Here is a 16308-nt window from a genome sequence, read left to right as displayed (position 1 = left end):
CTTACGCGTTCTCCTGGCCGTTGGTGTGGGTGGATGGGGAGGCGAGGTGCTCGAGCACCATCTCCCTGAACTGGTCGAAGAGCGGCGCGGAGTCGTGGGGGCCCGCCGCCGCCTCTGGGTGGAACTGCACGCTGAACGCCGGGATGTCGAGGCAGCGGAGGCCTTCGACGACCTGGTCGTTCAGTCCGATGTGGCTCACCTGGGCGCGCCCGAAGCCTGCTGGCGTCTCGACGGGCCCGTCGAGGGGCGCCTGGACTGCGAAGCCGTGGTTCTGCGCGGTGATCTCGATGCGTCCCGAGAACGTGTCCACGACGGGCTGGTTGATGCCGCGGTGCCCGAAGGGGAGCTTGTAGGTGTCGAACCCGAGTGCGCGGCCGAGCAGCTGGTTGCCGAAGCAGATGCCGAAGAAGGGCGTCCCGTCGCGGAGGACGTTGCGGAGCAGCTCGACGTGAGCCTCGCTCGAGGCAGGGTCTCCCGGTCCGTTCGAGTAGAAGACGGCGGTCGGTGCGAGCTCGCGGAGCTGCTCGATCGTCGTGGCGTGCGGGAGCACGTGCACGTCGAAGCCGCGTTCGGCGAGCGCTTTGATCGTCGCGGTCTTGATGCCGAGGTCGATGATCGCGACGGATCCGATGCGCTCGGCTCCCGTGGAGGGGTGCACGACGGCCTTCGGCGTGGAGACGAGGTCGCTGAGGTTGCGTCCCGCCATGGTCGGCTGGGAGCGCACCTTCTCGAGCAGGGTGTCGTCGTCGGTCGCGGCCGCGTCTCCCGAGAAGATGCCGCCTCGCATCGAGCCTTCGCTGCGGATGCGGCGCGTGAGCGCCCGAGTGTCGACACCGGAGATGCCGACGATGCTCGTCGACGTCAGCGCGTTCTCGAGGGTGTCCTCTGCGCGCCAGTTGGAGACGACGCGGGAGGGGTCGCGCACGACGTAGCCGTCGACCCAGATCTGGCGCGACTCCATGTCCTCGTCGTTGACGCCGGTGTTGCCGATGTGCGGAGCCGTCTGCACGACGATCTGGCCCGCGTAGCTCGGGTCGGTCAGGGTCTCCTGGTAGCCGGTCATGCCTGTCGAGAAGACGACCTCGCCAAGCGTCTCGCCGACGGCGCCGTAGGCGTCGCCCTCGTATCGCGTGCCGTCCTCCAGAACGAGCACGGCGGGAATTGGTGGCGTCATGAGGACTCCTCGGTCGTGGGGGCTGGTGTCAGCTGCAGCGAGTGCAGCGCGGTCTTGAGCTGTTCGCGCGCCGTGGCGTCGACAACTCGGAGTGAAGTCTCGACGCTCACGCGCGGGTTCGCGTGCTCGTCGGCGGGCAGGAGCCATCGGATGATCGTCAGGCCGCCGTTCTCGACCACGCGGTCGATCGTGACGGTGCCGTCGATCGTCGCCTCGATGTCTCCCGCTGGGATGAAGAAGGCGCGTTCGCCGGCGATCCGGACGACTGGCCCCTCACGGAGCACGGTGACCTCCGCTCGTCCTCGGAAGCCGAGCGGGGGCACGACGATCCGGTCAAGCGCATCGCCAGTGCGGCTTGTCGAGACGTAGTGGACGTCGTGCCAGTGTCCGAGCGGCTGCTGCGTCGAGTGCGGCGCCTCGAGGGGCGACGAGATGCCGGCCTGCCCTCGCACGCGGCGTCGCCAGCCGAGCCACATGAGCACGACGATGATGAGGAAGGCGACGATCGTCAGCGTCGCTGGGAGTACGCGATCGTCCATCAGGCGAGGTCCTTCGCTCTGGCCTTGGCGGCGTCAGCGGCACCCTCGGCCGACAGCAGCGCGCCATCGTCCAAGGTGCGTGTGCCCCGGTAGACCGTGTGCACGACCCGGCCGGGCAGCGGCATGCCGAGGAAGGGCGAGTTGATGCTCTTCCCGCCGAGCGAGTCCGTCGTGAAGTCGGCGGTGGGAGCGGGGTCGTAGAAGACGAGGTTGGCGAGCTCGCCGGCCGCGACGGGGCGGCCTGAGATGGCATCGCCGCCGATTCGGGCTGGGGTCTCCGACATGATCCGGGCGACGTCCGCCCACGTGAGCGCGCCGGTGTCGAGCATGGTGTGCTGCACGACGCGCAGGGCTGACTCGAGGCCCACCATGCCCATCGCAGCCTGATCCCACTCAGTCTCCTTGGCGTCAACCGGGTGCGGTGCGTGGTCGGTTGCGACGATGTCGATCGTGCCGTCGGCGAGCGCCTCGCGCACGGCGATCACGTCATCCTGGGTGCGCAGCGGCGGGTTGACCTTGAACCTCGCGTCGTAGCCGCGGACGAGCTCCTCGGTCAGCAGGAGGTGGTGAGGCGTGACCTCCGCAGTGATGTCGATGCCTCGTGACTTGGCCCAGCGGACGACGTCGACGCCCTCCCTGGTCGAGACGTGGCAGACGTGGAGGCGCGACCCGACGTGGTCGGCGAGGAGCGCGTCGCGCGCGATGATCGACGATTCGGCGACGGCGGGCCACCCGCCGAGACCGAGCTCTGCGGAGAGGGCGCCCTCGTTCATCTGCGCGCCGGCCGTGAGGCGCGGGTCCTGCGCGTGCTGTGCGACGACGCCGCCGAAGGCCTTCACGTATTCGAGTGCGCGGCGCATGATCAGGGGGTCGAAGACGCACTTGCCGTCGTCCGAGAACACCCGGACCTCGGCGTTCGACTGGGCCATCGCCCCGATCTCCGAGAGCTGCTCTCCCCCGAGCCCGACCGTGACGGCGCCGATCGGTCGCACGTCGGCGTAGCCGGCGGATCGGCCGAGCGCCGCTACCGCCTCGACGACGCCGGCGGTGTCCTGCACCGGTGAGGTGTTCGCCATTGCGAACACCGTCGTGTAGCCGCCGAAGGCCGCTGCGCGTGTGCCGGTCAGGACGGTCTCGCTCGACTCGAAGCCCGGCTCGCGCAGGTGGGTGTGGAGGTCGACGAGCCCGGGGAGCAGGACGAGTCCCTCGACATCGATCACGCTCTCCACGCTCTCGACGCCGATCGTGCCGGCCGGCGCGACCTCGGTGATCGTCGTCCCGCTGACGAGGACGTCGACGGGGTCGACGCCAAGCAGCTGGGCGCCTCGGTACAGCGTGGTCATGGTGCCTCTCTCGTTTCCTTGGCCCTGGTTCACGAGCCGCTCCCCGCACGTTCGCCTGAGCAGAGCACGTAGAGCGCTGCCATGCGGACGGCGACGCCGTTCGCGACCTGCTCGAGCACTGTCGACTGCGGTGAGTCGGCGGCGATGGAGGATATCTCCAGGCCTCGGTTCATCGGGCCCGGATGCATGACCATCGTAGTCTCGGGCAGGCCTCGGAAGCGGGCCTCGCCGAGGCCCCAATTCTTCGCGTACTCCCTGGTGTTCGGGAAGAACGCGTCGTGCATCCGCTCAGCCTGGATGCGCAGGAGCATGACCGCGGTTGGCTTGGTCGCGAGCGCGCCGTCGAGGTCGCTCGTGATGGTCGCTGGCCAGGCCTCCGTGCGGACCGGGACGAGCGTCGGGGGTCCGACGAGCGTGACCTCGGCGCCGAGCGTGGTCAGGAGCCAGACATTCGACCTGGCGACACGGGAGTGCAGGATGTCGCCGACGATCACGACGTGGCAGCCGTCGAGGCCCTTGCCGCGTGCCGCAGCGCGCCCGTGGACACGTCGGCGCAGCGTGAAGGCGTCGAGCAGGGCCTGCGTCGGATGCTCGTGCATGCCGTCGCCGGCGTTGAGGATGGGGGCGTCGATCCAGTCGCGCTCGGCCAGCAGCTGCGGGGCCCCGCTCGAGGGGTGCCGGATGACGACGGCGTCGGCGCCGATGGCCTTGAGGGTCTGGGCCGTGTCCTTGAGCGATTCTCCCTTCGAGACGCTCGAGCCCTTGGCCCCGAAGTTGATGACATCGGCGGACAGGCGCTTCTCGGCTGCCTCGAAGGAGATCCGCGTGCGCGTCGAGTCCTCGTAGAACAGGTTGACGACGGTGATACCGCGCAGGGCGGGGAGCTTCTTCACCTCGCGGTCGCCGACGTCGGACATGTCCTCGGCCATGTCGAGGAGCATGATGGCGTCGTCGCGCGACATGCCCTTCGTGGAGAGCAGGTGCTTCATGCGCGAGCTCCGTCCGTGATGACCACGCGGTCGCCGCCGTCGAGCTCGGTGAGCTCCACGCCGATTCGCTCGCTCCGTGCGGAGGGCAGGTTCTTGCCCACGTAGTCGGCGCGGATGGGCAGCTCCCGGTGGCCTCGGTCGACGAGCACGGCCAGCTGCACGGCGCGCGGGCGGCCTGTATCGCTCAGCGCGTCGAGCGCAGCGCGCACGGTCCGACCCGAGAAGAGCACGTCGTCGACGAGCACGATCGTCTTGCCGTCGATGCCGCCGACGGGGATGTGCGTCGGCTGCGAGACGCGCGCCGGGCCCCTCCGCAGGTCGTCGCGGTACATCGTGACGTCGAGAGCACCGGCGATATCGCCGGCTTCGACGTGGGTTCCGTTCGAGGCCTCGAAGCCAGCGATGAGGCTGGCGAGGCGCTTCGCGAGAGGAACTCCGCGGCTCGGGATGCCGAGCAGGAGCAGGTCCTTCGACCCGCGGTTCTGCTCGAGGATCTGGTGCGCGATGCGCACGAGGGCTCTGTGAACGTCGTCGTGATTCAGCACGGTTCGCTGGGACACGTCGACCTCCTTCCCCGCCTCACTGGACGGTGTTAAAGGATGTCTGGACTGGAGCCACCGGGACTGCAGGCGAGCTGCAGGGGATCCGGTCGGCCGGAACCCGACTGGGGCCTGGGCCTCCACCGCTCTCGCGGCATCGACCCAGGCCACCAGCCTATCACCGGGCTACTGCTCGCTGATGCGGCCGAGCACTCCGTGGATGAACTTGCCCGAGGCATCCGTCGAGTACTCGCCAGCTGCGCTGACCGCCTCGGTGATGGCGACCGCAGCGGGGATCTCGTCGTTGTACTTGAGCTCCCAGATGGCGACCCTGAGGATCGACCTGTCGAGGGCCGGCATGCGCTCGAGCGTCCAGTCTCGGGCCGTCTCGACGATGTAGCCGTCGATCTCGTCGGCGTGCTCGATGACGCCGAGCACGATCTCCCTGGCGTAGCGCCAGCTCGCGGCGCGGTCGGGCTCGTCTGCTGCCCGTTCTGCTTCTTGTCCGAGGAGCTCCGGAATCGGGGTCCCCCGCACATCCGACGCGAACAGGATGTCCATGGCGCGCTTGCGCGCCTTCGTGCGCGCGCTCACTAGTCGTTGACGCGGCCCAGGTAGTCGCCCGTGCGGGTGTCGATCTTGACCTTGGTGCCGGCGTTCAGGAAGAGCGGGACCTGGATCTCGGCACCCGTCTCGACGGTCGCAGGCTTGGTGCCGGCGTTCGAGCGGTCGCCCTGGAGGCCCGGCTCCGTGTACGTGATCTCGAGGACCACGGACGGCGGGAGCTCGATGTAGAGCGGCTCGCCCTCGTTGAGCGCGATCTGCACGCTCTGCTGCTCGAGCATGTACTTCGCGGCGTCGCCCACGATCTTCTCGTCGAGCGTGATCTGGTCGTAGTCGCTCTGGTCCATGAAGACGTAGCCGTCTCCGTCGCGGTAGAGGTACTGGAAGTCGCGCCGGTCGACGGTCGCGGTCTCGATCTTGGCGCCAGCGTTGAACGTGCGGTCGACGGTCTTGCCGCTGACGACCTGCTTGAGCTTGGTGCGCACGAACGCACCACCCTTGCCGGGCTTCACGTGCTGGAAGTCGATGACCTGCCAGAGCTGTTTCTCGATGAGGAGTACAACGCCGTTCTTGATGTCTGCCGTAGTTGCCATGGAAGTTTCTCCGTGTCCATCCCGCGGTGCTGCGGGATTCTTCAGTTATTGGCACCTGGTTGAGGTACGCGCGAGCTGTCGGCGCGAGGCGTTTGCCCCAGCGGCCCCGGAGAAGTCTAGTGCAGGGTCTCTGGAGAGGGCCTCGTCGCCTCGCTCATCGCCCGAATGCCCTCGAGCGCGGCGAGGTACGAACCTGCGCCGAGCCCTGCGACGACGCCGGTCGCGACCGGCGAGATGACACTCCTGTGACGGAAGACCTCACGAGCGTGGGGGTTCGAGAGGTGCACCTCGATGAGCGGGGTGCCGGTCTCCGTCACGATGGAGACCGCATCGCGCAACGCGATCGAGTAGTGCGTGAGGGCTGCGGGATTCAGGATGACCGGGGTGCGTGCGTCGGCCGCCTCGTGCAGCCACTCGACGAGCTGCCCCTCGAAGTTCGACTGGCGGGCATCGATCTCGACGCCGCTCCCCGCTCGCTCGCGGAGGAGTTCGATGATGTCGTCCAGGGTCTGGGTGCCGTAGGTCTGGGGCTCGCGGGTGCCGAGCCGGTTGAGGTTCGGGCCGCCGAGGACGAGGATGCGCATGCCGGCCAGTCTAGCGATCGGCCTCAGGCGTACGCGGCGGTCGGCGCCACCGAGGCGTCTGCGGTGATCAGGCCGTTGCTGACGAACGCGTTCCACACCCCGTTGTCGTCGACGCCCGTCGTGACCTGGTCGGCGTGGGCCTTGATGGCGTCCGGGGCGTTGCCCATGGCGATGCCGATGCCCGTGACCTGGAGCATCTCGACGTCATTGATGCTGTCGCCGATGCCGATCGTGTCAGCCGGGTCGAGATCCAGGATCCTGCAGACCTCGAGAATCGCGCTCCCCTTGTTGACGCCGAGCTGCAGGAGCTCCCCGCTTTGGGGACCGAGAGCCGGCACGGTGGCGTTGATGACGTCGAAGCGCCCCGCGAAAGCGGCGCGGATCTCGGCGATCGACGTGGCCGCGCTCAGGAAGCACATCTTGCCGATGTCGTCGCGCAGCACCTCGCCTCCATCGTCGAAGAACTTCTCGAACTGCAGCTCGCCGTCAGACTCGACGCGGTTCGAGTCGGCGACCTCGGCCGCGAGGAGTTGGCGCAGATGTGCGCGGAACCCCGGGCTGGCGACGACGGCGGCGTCGCTCTGCACGTAGAAGTCGATGCCGGCGCCCGTGAAGAAGTCGATGGCGAACGCGGCGTCATCGAGGGACATGGTCCGCGAGACGCGGGTCTCGCCGTCGAGCCAGACGAAGCTCCCGCCGGCGCTCACGATCCCATCGAAGCCGAGGTCGAGGATCTGCGGGTAGATCTCGCCGCGGGACCGGCCGGTGCAGATGAAGAGCAGGTGTCCCGCGTCCCGGGCTCGGGACACGGCTTCGACGGTCGAGGGCTGGATGTGCTCCCGCTCGTCGATGAGCGTGCCGTCGATGTCGAGGAAGACGATGCGCCTGGTCAACTGTGGATCCTCCTGCTCGATGGATGCGGTCACTGCGTCTGCGTCCCGCGCGAGCGCGGCATGCCGTCAGGTCCGCCGTTCAGGCTAGACGATGTCGCGAGCGGTCCCGGCCGAGCATGCTGGCGCGGCTGCTCGCCTGCCCGTAGCCTCGAATCCATGACCGCGGAACCTGGACCAGCCACCGAGGAGCCGGCGCTGCTGCCGACGGTCGCGCAGGCCACCTCCGCGCTGATGGCGAGCTGGCCCGCTCTGGATGAGCGGCGAATCGGCGGATGGCGCCTCGGATTCGCAGAGGGATTCACGAGGCGCGCGAACAGCGTGTGGATGCTCGGCCCCGCCGAGGAGACGCAGCTCGCGCTCGGCGCCGTCGAGGAGGCATACCGCGTTCGTGGGCTCCCCAGCCAGTTCCTCGCGACGGGGTCGGCGGATCCCCGCGACGTCGCCGCCCTCGAGGCGTTCGGCTACTCCCCCACGCTGACGGGCAGGATCCTCTGCCGCTCGCTTCGCGGTGGAGAACCGGCAGCTCTCGAGGGCGGGTCGGGCGGCGACCTCATCCCGGTCACGCGGGCTGGTCCCGAACTCCCTCCGGACTGGCTCGACGCCTGGCTCAGCTGGAGCGACCGCAGACTGGCGCGCGACCGGCGCCTCGCCCCGCGCATCCTCAGCTCAGGAGCGTCGAGCTTCCTCGGCGTCCGGCAGGAGGGAACGCTCGTGGCGCTCGCTCGGGTCACCGTGGTCGACGGCACCGGGGTCATCGACTGCCTGGTCACTCAGAGCGCACACCGAGGGCGAGGCCACGGTCGGCTGCTCCTGCGCCTTGCCCAGCAGGAAGCGGCTCAGCGCGGCGCGACTTCCTGCCTCGCGATGGTGGTCGAGAGCAACGCCGTCTCCCGGCGGCTGTTCCACCGAGCAGGCTTCACAGCCCTGAGCTCCTTCACCTACCTGCAGGCGCCGGAGCGCGTGAGCTGCTGCTGACCGGTGGCTGGCGCCGATCTAGCTGGCGATCTCCTGGTACGCGGCGAACAGCAGGCTCTCGTCCGGCGCCTGCATGATCGTGGGACGGCCGAGCCCGTCGAGCACGACGAAGCGCAGCATGGCTCCGCGAGCCTTCTTGTCCCGACGCATCGTCGCGAGGAGCGTCTTCCAGCGGCCGGCCGGGTAGCTCGTGGGCAGGCCGAGCAATTCGAGGATGGACTTGTGTCGATCCGCCGTGGCGTCGTCGAGGCGCCCCGAGAGGCGGGCCAGCTCGGCGACGAACGCCATGCCGATGGAGATGGCGGCGCCATGACGCCATTGGTACCGTTCCGCGTTCTCGATGGCGTGGCCGAGCGTGTGCCCGTAGTTGAGGATCTCGCGCAGGCCCTGCTCGGTGAAGTCCTCGCCGACGACCCTCGCCTTGACGCGGATCGCGAGCTCGAGCACCCGCAGGAACTCGGGCGTGGTCGGGTCGGTCGCGCGCTCCGGGTCGCGCTCGATGATGTCGAGGATCTCGGGCTCGGCGATGAAGCCGGCCTTCACGACCTCGGCGAAGCCGGCCAGCAGCTCGTTGCGAGGGAGTCCGGCCAGGATCTCCGGGTCGATGACGACCCCCGCCGGCGGGTGGAAGGAGCCGACGAGGTTCTTGCCCTCGTTGGTGTTGAGGCCCGTCTTGCCGCCGATGGCCGCGTCGACCATGGCGAGCACCGTCGTCGGCATGTGCACGACCTTGACACCCCGGAGCCACGTCGCGGCGATGAAGCCGCCGATGTCGCTCGTCGCTCCCCCGCCGATCGTGATGACCGCGTCGGACCTCGTGAAGTCGGCCTGGCCCAGGATCTGCCAGCAGAACGCCGCGACCTCGATGCGCTTCGCTCCCTCGGCATCCGGGATCTCCGCGATGAGCACCTGGTTGTACTCGCCGACAAGCTGCTCGCGCACCCGCTCGGCGACATCCGCCAGGTGGGGCGCGTGCACGATCAGGACCTTGGCGACGCCCTCCCCGAGGAGGCCGGGGATGACCGCAGCCGCCTCGCGGAACTGACCAGCCCCGATGATGATGTCGCCGTGGGCGCCGGGAACCTCGATGATCTCAGGCAACGTCGCTTGGTCCTTCCTTGGTCTGCTGCTCCAGCCACTCCGCGATGTCTTCGACGACGCGGACCATGGGCCGGAATGAAGTGTCGAACGTCGCATCCGCGAGACGTTCGTAGGTCTCGCGGCGTGCTTCGTAGATCTGGGTCCAGCTCTCGATGCCCGTGATGAGCGGGCGCTTCGCGTTGCCGGTGATGCGCTCGGCGATAGCGGCGGGAGTCGCCGTCAGGAGGATGACGGTGTGCCCGCCGAGGCGGGACTGGGTCTGCGCATCCATCACGGCACCACCACCGAGCGACAGGACCTCGGTGGTCTCGAGGTGCTCGGCGATGACGTCCCGCTCGAGACGCCGGAACTCGGCCTCCCCGTGCTCGACGAAGATCTCGGGGATCGCGCCGTGGCGCGCGACGATCACCTTGTCGGTGTCGACGTAGCTCACGTCCAGCACCTTGGCCAGGCGTCGGCCCGCCCTCGACTTGCCCGCGGCAGGCGGGCCGATGAGCACGACGCTCATACGCGCCACTCGCTGAGCGAGTCCCCCATCGGCGTCTCGTCGACGGGACCGGCCTGCAGCTCGGCCTCGGAGACGGACTCGCTCGACGTGCGCAGCAGCGGCGGGATGCTCGCGAGGTAGCTCTCGATGTTTCGCTTCGTCTCGCCGACGGAGTCGCCCCCGAACTTCTCGAGGATGGAGTCGGCGATCGTGAGGGCCACCATCGCCTCGACGACGACACCGGACGCTGGGACCGCGCAGACGTCGGAACGCTGGTGGTGCGCAGCCGCATCCGCGCCCGTCGCCACGTCGACGGTGTGGAGGGCCTTCGGGACGGTCGCGATCGGCTTCATGCCGGCCCGGACTCGGAGCACCGTGCCGGTCGCCATGCCGCCCTCGATGCCACCCGCACGGTCGCTGGAGCGGACGATGGAGCCGTCGCGGACGTACAGCGGGTCGTGCGCCGCGGTGCCTGGACGACGTGTGGTCTCGAAGCCGTCGCCGACCTCAACCCCCTTGATCGCCTGAACGCTCATGAGCGCCTTCGCGAGTCGCGCGTCGAGGCGGCGATCCCAGTGCACGTAGGAGCCGATGCCTGGCGGCAGGCCCCAGACGAGCACCTCGGTCACGCCACCGAGCGTGTCGCCGCTCTTGCGGACCTCATCGATGAGGGCGACTGCGGCAGCGGAGGTCTCCTCGTCGAACACGCGAACCGGATCCGCGTCGATGGCGGCCAGGTCGCCGTAGGCGGGCAGCGGCGCGTCCTCGGGCACACGGACCGTCCCGATGGCGAGTGTGTGGCTCAACGTCGTGATCCCGAGCTCCGAGAGGAAGCGCTTCGCGATCGCGCCGAGCGCGACACGCGCCGCCGTCTCGCGTGCACTCGCGCGCTCGAGGACCGGGCGCGCCTCGTCGAAGCCGTGCTTCTGCATGCCGATGAGGTCGGCGTGCCCCGGTCGCGGGCGCGTGAGCTTCGCACCGCGTCCCGTGTCGAACACAGCCGCGTCGACCGGCTCGGGGCTCATGACCTCGACCCACTTGGGCCACTCGGTGTTGCCGATGCGGATGCCGATCGGCGACCCCATCGTGAAACCGTGCCTGACGCCGGCGGACAGCGTGAGCTCGTCCTGCTCGAACTTCATTCGTGCGCCTCTGCCGTGGCCGAGCTTTCGGCGGGCGAGGTCGGTGCGGAGATCGTCGAGGGAAAGCGGGACGCCAGCTGGGAGTCCCTCGAGGATCGCAAGGAGTTCTGGGCCGTGGGATTCCCCGGCCGTGAGCCATCGAAGCATTGGACTATTCTGACACGCGCAGCGCGGCGGTTCGCATCGCCGAGCGAACCTCGGCCTCCCTGGGGAGGACTTCCGACTCATCGCGGCCGGTGAAGAGCCGAACCTGCACGAGTGCCTGGGCCAGGAGGAGCTCGAGTCCCGAGACCACCTGACCACCGGCGGACTGCCAGCGCGTCGCGAGCTTCGTGGGCCACGGGTCGTAGAGCACGTCGAAGAGCACCGCCCTCTGCACCCACGATGCGTCGATGCCGACGTGGTCCCGGTCCCCCGGCACGGTGTTGACGACGAGCTCCGCGGCGCGCGCCTCGGGGGGAAGCGCGTCGAATTCAGCGAAGGTCAGCACCTCGACCTCGACCCCCAGCGAGCGGGCGAGCGCCGCCATGCCCTGCGCTCGTTCCGGCGCTCGGACGACGATGGAGAGCTCGGTCGCCGCCAGCGAGGGCAGCGCTGCGATGACGGCGGCCGCCGTGCCGCCAGCGCCGAGCAGCCGCACCCGAGGAGCCGAGAGGACACCCGCCTCGTTGAGCGCCGCGACGAAGCCCGTCACATCCGTGTTCCACCCTCGAGCCGGGGCGCCCGCGTCCGCAGCGTCGAAGACCAGCGTGTTGACGGCGCCGATCTCCGATGCGGGGGGCGCGAGCGTCGAGGCGAACGCGCGAGCCTCGTGCTTCAGGGGCATGGTCACGGAGAACCCGCGCCATCCCTGCCCCCTCGACGCAAGGAAACCCGCCAGCCCACCCTGCGGCACGTCGAAGCGCTCGTAGCTCCAGTCGAGACCGAGGACCTCGTACGCTGCCGAGTGGATCGCTGGAGACTTCGAGTGCCCGATGGGAGACCCCAGGACGGCGAGCCTCGTCGAAGCCTCACCCATATTCGGGGTGCTCGGCCATCCACGCCAGCCACTTGGCGACCGCGACCTCGTGCTCCTCGAACGTCTCGGAGAAGATGGTCTCCCCCGTGTCGAGGTTCCAGGTCACGAAGTACACCCAGGGGCCGTCCGCAGGGTTCACCGCCGCGTCGATCGCGATGTCGCCGGGGTTCGAGATGGGGCCGACCACCATCCCGGGATGCACATAGGTGTTGTAGGCGTTCGCCGCGTCGGCGCGCTCGGCATCGCTCGTCGAGACCCGGTGCGTGTTGCCCGTTCCGTAGGCCACCGTGGCGTCCGACTGGAGGAGCATGCCCATGTCGAGTCGGTTCAGGAAGACCCTCGAGACCTTGTAGTAGTCCTCTCTGAGCCCGGCTTCCTTCTGGATGAGCGAGGCGAGGCGCACCGTGTCCCAGCGGGCTTCCGGAGCGACTCCGTGCTCGTCGAGCGACTGGAACATGCGGTCCACCAGGGTCTTGAGCACCGTCGTGGCGTCGACGCCAGGATCGAAGCTGTAGGTCGCCGGGAACAGGAAACCCTCGAGGGTCGTGGCTTCGGCAGGGAGGCCGAAGTTCGCGGGAACCGCGGCGGCCTCGAGGTCGGCGACGGGGATGCCGACGCCGCCCTCGATGAGGGCGTAGACGTCCTGGAGGGCGGTCCCTTCCGGGATCACGACCGTCGACTCCTGACGGTTCGCGGGGTCGAGGAGCGACACGAGCGCTGATTCTGCGCTCATCTCCTCCTGCATGCCGTAGCTGCCCGGGATGAACACCGGGTCCTCGGGCTGAGCCAGCACCTCATCCACGAAGGCACCGGAGGTCTTCACGATGCCCACGTCGGCGAGGCGCTCTCCGATCGAGGTCCCGGTGTCGCCGGACTCGATCGTGAAGGCGAGCTCCGTGCCGTTTCCCGACCCCTCGAAGTCGGCGGAGGCGGCGCCGCCGCCGAAGATGCTGCGCAGCTGCGAGCCGAACCCGAACCACACGACCGCCGCGCTCACGGCGACGACGACCACGAGCACGAGGATGACGAGCAAACTCCGCTTGCCACGGCGTGCCGCGGTCGACTCGCGGCGTCGGCTGCCGCCTGCCCTCCGCGGGCTGGCAGCACCGGTATCCGTTGCCGGGGCCGCCTCGTCGGAGAAGAGATCGCCGAATGGGTCGTCAGGTGTGAAGCGCTTTCGTCCGTCGTGGCTACTGGGGGTCTGGTTGTCCGACAGAGTCCTGATCCTTTCGGGAGAGGAGCTCACCCGGTGCACGTCCGGATTGGCGCTCCGCGTCGAGCGAGGTTTGCAAGATGACCACCGCGGCCATCTGATCGATGATGTGCCGAGACCTGGAGGCCTTCCGGCCGACGTCTCGGAGCTGGCGGCTTGCACTCACCGTCGTCAGACGCTCGTCCACCAACCTGAGTGGCACCGGAGAGCTCGACGCGATCTGCTCTGCGACGGCCCTCGCGTCGGCGGTCGAGGCGGTCTCCGCACCTGACAGCGACAGGGGCAGCCCGACGATGATCTCGATGGCGTCGTACTCGGCGACGAGTTCCGCGATGCGCCTGGCGTGCGCGTCGCCCTTGGCGCCGTCGCGCGGCACGGTCTCGAGAGGGGTGGCGAGCATGCCGTGCGGATCACTCCGGCTGACGCCGACGCGGGCCTTGCCCACGTCGACGCCGAGTCGGGTGCCGATCCGGAACTCAGTCATTCGCCAGTGCTGAGCGGATGGCGGCAAGCGCGTCGTCGAGCCGTTCGACGTCGGTGCCGCCGCCCTGGGCGACATCCGGCTTGCCGCCGCCGCCGCCACCGAGGATCGGGGCGGCGATACGGACCAGAGCGCCTGCCGCTGCACCGGTGTCCCGGGCGGCGGCGTTGGTCGCGACGAGCACGATCGGCTTGCCGTTCGAGGCGGCCCCGAGGGCGACGACGGCCGGGCGCTCACCGAGCTGCTCGCGGACGGCGAGCGCCAGCGAGCGGAGCTCATCGGCACTCCGAACCTCACCGAGGTGCTTCGCGACGAGCACGACGCCCCCCGCGGTGCTCGCCTCGGCGGCAAGAGCCGGTACGCGCTGCATGGCTTCCGCCGCCTCGAGCTCCGCGATGCGCTTCTGCGCGGTCTTGAGGCTCGCGGCGAGGTCCTGCACGCGATCGGCAAGCTGCTCCCGCGGCGCCTTCAGGCTGCTCGTGAGCTGCGAGACGATGGCGCGCTCGACGGCGAAGTCCGCGAAGGCGTCGCGGCCGACGAGTGATTCGATGCGCCGGTTGCTGGAACCGACGGATGACTCGCCGATGAGGTTCACGATCCCCACCTCGGAAGAGCTGCCCACGTGGGTGCCGCCGCAGAGCTCGCGCGACCACGGTCCGCCGATGTCCACCATCCGCACGCGGCTGCCGTACTTCTCGCCGAACAGGGCGCGAGCCCCCAGAGATTTCGCTTCGTCGAGGTCCATCTCCCGGGTCGAGACGACATGGTTGGCGCGGATGGCGTCGTTCACGATGCCCTCGAGCTCGGCTCTCGTGACGACCGTGAGCGCCTGGCTCCAGGAGAAGTCGAGCCGCAGGTAGCCGGCCTTGTTGTAGGAGCCGGACTGGTGGGCGTCTGGCCCGAGGACGTCGCGCAGCGCGGCGTGCAGCAGGTGCGTCGCCGTGTGAGCCTGGTTGGCGCTGCGTCGGTAGGCGGGGTCGACGATCGTCTCCACTCGGTCGCCGACCGCGACCTCGCCGGAGACGACGGCGACGGTGTGGCTGACGAGTCCGGCGATGGGCCGCTGGACGTCGACGACGTCGGCAACGAGTCCGCGGGCCGCGGAGGTGATCTGGCCGGAGTCGGCCTCCTGTCCCCCGGACTCCGCGTAGAGCGCGGTGCTCGCGAGGATGATCTCCACCTGCTGACCGGCGCCTGCGCTGGCGGCGGGGACGCCGTTGACGATGAGACCGAGGACCTCGCTCTCGTGGGCGAGATCGGTGTAGCCCACGAATGTCGTCTCGCCGAGCGAGCGGAACTCGCTGTAGACCGAGACGTCGGCGAGGGCCGAGCGCTTGGACTTGGCATCCGCCTTCGCCCGCGTGCGCTGCTCGCTCATGAGGCGCTCGAAGGCCTCGCGGTTGACGCTGACCCCTGCCTCCTCGGCGATCTCGACGGTCAGGTCGATGGGGAAGCCGAAGGTGTCGTGCAGCTTGAACGCGGTCTCACCGGAGAGGTGCTGCACGCCGCTGGCCCGCGTCTCGGTGACCGCGGTGTCGAGGATCGCGGTGCCAGCCGTGAGCGTCCGGAGGAAGGTCTCCTCCTCGGCGTACGCGAGGCGCGAGATGCGCGGGAACTCATCGACGAGCTCCGGGTAGGCGTCCTGCATGGCGTCCTTGGACGCTGGGAGCAGCTGCGGCAGGCTCGCCCCCTCGAACCCGAGGAGGCGCATGGCGCGAACGACTCGACGGAGCAGGCGACGCAGGATGTAGCCACGTCCTTCGTTGCCCGGCTCCACGCGGTCGGCCATGAGCATGAGCGACGAGCGCACGTGGTCGGCGACGACGCGCATCCGCACATCGTCGGTGTGCACCGCGCCGTATCGCTTGCCGGAGATCTCGGCGGCCTTGTCGAGCACGGGCCGAACCTGGTCGATCTCGTACATGTTGTCGACGCCCTGCTTGATGAACGCGATGCGCTCGAGACCCATGCCCGTGTCGATGTTCTGCTTGGGGAGGTCGGCGACGATCTCGTAGTCGTCCTTCGTCGTGCCTGCGCCTCGCTCGTACTGCATGAAGACGAGGTTCCAGATCTCGACGTAGCGGTCGTCATCGGTGGCGGGGCCGCCGTCGACGCCGTACTCGGGGCCACGGTCGAAGAAGATCTCCGAGCAGGGGCCAGCGGGGCTGCCTGGGCCTCCGGCCGACCAGAAGTTGTCCTTCATCCCGAGGCCCTGGATGCGGTCGTCGCTGAAGCCCGTCACCTCGCGCCAGATGCCGCGAGCGACGTCGTCCTTCTCGTACACTGTGATCCAGAGGTCTTCCGGCTTGAAGCCGAGACCGCCGGAGCTCTCCGGGGAGGTGAGGAGCTCCCAGGCGAACTCGATCGCGCCCTGCTTGAAGTAGTCGCCGAACGAGAAGTTGCCGCACATCTGGAAGAAGGTTCCGTGCCGAGGCGTCTTCCCGACCTCTTCGATGTCGTTGGTCCTGATGCACTTCTGCACGCTGACGGCGCGATCGAACGGAGGCGGCACGATCCCGGTGAAGTACGGGATGAACGGCACCATGCCGGCGATCGTGAACATGATCGTCGGGTCGTCGCTGACGAGGGGCGCGGAAGGGACGACGGTGTGCCCGCGCTTCTCGAAGAAGTCGAGGTAGCGGCGACGGATCTCAGCGGTTTGCATCGTGCGGT

General features: G+C 68.9%; 17 protein-coding genes. 1 reads left to right on the top strand and 16 read right to left on the bottom strand.

What is annotated here, in order from left to right; all coding sequences use genetic code 11:
* Nucleotide 1 precedes the first annotated feature (1 nt).
* The 9 genes from carA to C5E07_RS06060 all read right to left on the bottom strand — a co-directional run bounded on the left by carA (nucleotide 2) and on the right by C5E07_RS06060 (nucleotide 7251).
* Nucleotides 2-1174 carry a glutamine-hydrolyzing carbamoyl-phosphate synthase small subunit gene (gene carA, locus C5E07_RS06100; protein ID WP_104241269.1) on the bottom strand — a complete coding sequence of 391 codons (1173 nt, stop codon included), beginning with the start codon at nucleotides 1172-1174 and terminating at the stop codon, nucleotides 2-4.
* Entirely contained in the window at nucleotides 1171-1713 is a 543-nt protein-coding gene (locus C5E07_RS06095) for a hypothetical protein (protein ID WP_104241270.1), read from the bottom strand. Before C5E07_RS06095 ends, carA begins: the two co-directional genes overlap by 4 nt.
* Nucleotides 1713-3056, bottom strand: a complete 1344-nt coding sequence (locus C5E07_RS06090) for a dihydroorotase (RefSeq protein ID WP_104298782.1) — start codon at nucleotides 3054-3056, stop codon at nucleotides 1713-1715. The genes C5E07_RS06095 and C5E07_RS06090 overlap by 1 nt, the downstream gene beginning before the upstream one ends.
* A 29-nt stretch (nucleotides 3057-3085) precedes the next feature.
* A complete protein-coding gene (locus tag C5E07_RS06085) occupies nucleotides 3086-4045 on the bottom strand; it encodes an aspartate carbamoyltransferase catalytic subunit (RefSeq protein WP_104298781.1) in 960 nt (319 codons plus the stop codon).
* Nucleotides 4042-4605: a bifunctional pyr operon transcriptional regulator/uracil phosphoribosyltransferase PyrR gene (gene pyrR / locus C5E07_RS06080; RefSeq protein ID WP_104241273.1), complete on the bottom strand. Its 564-nt coding sequence runs from the start codon at nucleotides 4603-4605 to the stop codon at nucleotides 4042-4044. The genes C5E07_RS06085 and pyrR overlap by 4 nt, the downstream gene beginning before the upstream one ends.
* Nucleotides 4606-4770: 165 nt before the next feature.
* Complete coding sequence (gene nusB / locus C5E07_RS06075; protein WP_068484434.1) at nucleotides 4771-5178, bottom strand: transcription antitermination factor NusB; 408 nt, start codon at nucleotides 5176-5178, stop codon at nucleotides 4771-4773.
* The gene (gene efp / locus C5E07_RS06070) at nucleotides 5178-5741 is read right to left on the bottom strand and encodes an elongation factor P (RefSeq protein ID WP_104241274.1); all 564 of its coding nucleotides are present in this window, start codon (nucleotides 5739-5741) and stop codon (nucleotides 5178-5180) included. Before efp ends, nusB begins: the two co-directional genes overlap by 1 nt.
* A gap of 116 nt (nucleotides 5742-5857) precedes the next feature.
* Nucleotides 5858-6325, bottom strand: a complete 468-nt coding sequence (aroQ, locus tag C5E07_RS06065) for a type II 3-dehydroquinate dehydratase (RefSeq protein WP_104298780.1) — start codon at nucleotides 6323-6325, stop codon at nucleotides 5858-5860.
* Nucleotides 6326-6348: 23 nt separating this feature from the next.
* Entirely contained in the window at nucleotides 6349-7251 is a 903-nt protein-coding gene (locus C5E07_RS06060) for an HAD family hydrolase (RefSeq protein ID WP_104298779.1), read from the bottom strand.
* 123 nt (nucleotides 7252-7374) lie between these two features.
* Here C5E07_RS06060 and C5E07_RS06055 point away from each other — a divergent pair, with 123 nt between their 5' ends.
* On the top strand, nucleotides 7375-8193 hold the full coding sequence (locus C5E07_RS06055) for a GNAT family N-acetyltransferase (protein ID WP_181057838.1): 819 nt from the start codon (nucleotides 7375-7377) through the stop codon (nucleotides 8191-8193).
* An 18-nt stretch (nucleotides 8194-8211) separates the two neighbouring features.
* Here C5E07_RS06055 and aroB read toward each other — a convergent pair whose 3' ends face one another.
* The 7 genes from aroB to alaS form a co-directional block, all read right to left on the bottom strand.
* Nucleotides 8212-9294, bottom strand: coding sequence for a 3-dehydroquinate synthase (aroB, locus tag C5E07_RS06050; protein WP_374953189.1), 1083 nt, complete (start codon nucleotides 9292-9294; stop codon nucleotides 8212-8214).
* Nucleotides 9287-9802 (bottom strand): shikimate kinase, encoded by a 516-nt coding sequence (locus C5E07_RS06045; protein WP_104241279.1) that lies wholly within the window; start codon nucleotides 9800-9802, stop codon nucleotides 9287-9289. Before C5E07_RS06045 ends, aroB begins: the two co-directional genes overlap by 8 nt.
* Nucleotides 9799-11070, bottom strand: coding sequence for a chorismate synthase (aroC, locus tag C5E07_RS06040; RefSeq protein WP_104241280.1), 1272 nt, complete (start codon nucleotides 11068-11070; stop codon nucleotides 9799-9801). The genes C5E07_RS06045 and aroC overlap by 4 nt, the downstream gene beginning before the upstream one ends.
* Nucleotides 11071-11074: 4 nt before the next feature.
* The gene (locus C5E07_RS06035) at nucleotides 11075-11941 is read right to left on the bottom strand and encodes a shikimate dehydrogenase (RefSeq protein WP_104298777.1); all 867 of its coding nucleotides are present in this window, start codon (nucleotides 11939-11941) and stop codon (nucleotides 11075-11077) included.
* A complete protein-coding gene (gene mltG, locus C5E07_RS06030; protein ID WP_181057852.1) occupies nucleotides 11934-12974 on the bottom strand; it encodes an endolytic transglycosylase MltG in 1041 nt (346 codons plus the stop codon). Before mltG ends, C5E07_RS06035 begins: the two co-directional genes overlap by 8 nt.
* Nucleotides 12975-13131: 157 nt before the next feature.
* On the bottom strand, nucleotides 13132-13638 hold the full coding sequence (gene ruvX, locus C5E07_RS06025; protein WP_104298776.1) for a Holliday junction resolvase RuvX: 507 nt from the start codon (nucleotides 13636-13638) through the stop codon (nucleotides 13132-13134).
* Nucleotides 13631-16300, bottom strand: coding sequence for an alanine--tRNA ligase (gene alaS / locus C5E07_RS06020; protein WP_104298775.1), 2670 nt, complete (start codon nucleotides 16298-16300; stop codon nucleotides 13631-13633). Before alaS ends, ruvX begins: the two co-directional genes overlap by 8 nt.
* Nucleotides 16301-16308: the final 8 nt, after the last annotated feature.

Origin of the sequence: Pseudoclavibacter sp. RFBJ3, assembly GCF_002931375.1 — a bacterium.
Classification (GTDB): Bacteria; Actinomycetota; Actinomycetes; order Actinomycetales; family Microbacteriaceae; genus Pseudoclavibacter.
Note: the sequence above shows the minus strand (reverse complement) of the source record. Positions and strands in the feature narration are given on the sequence as shown.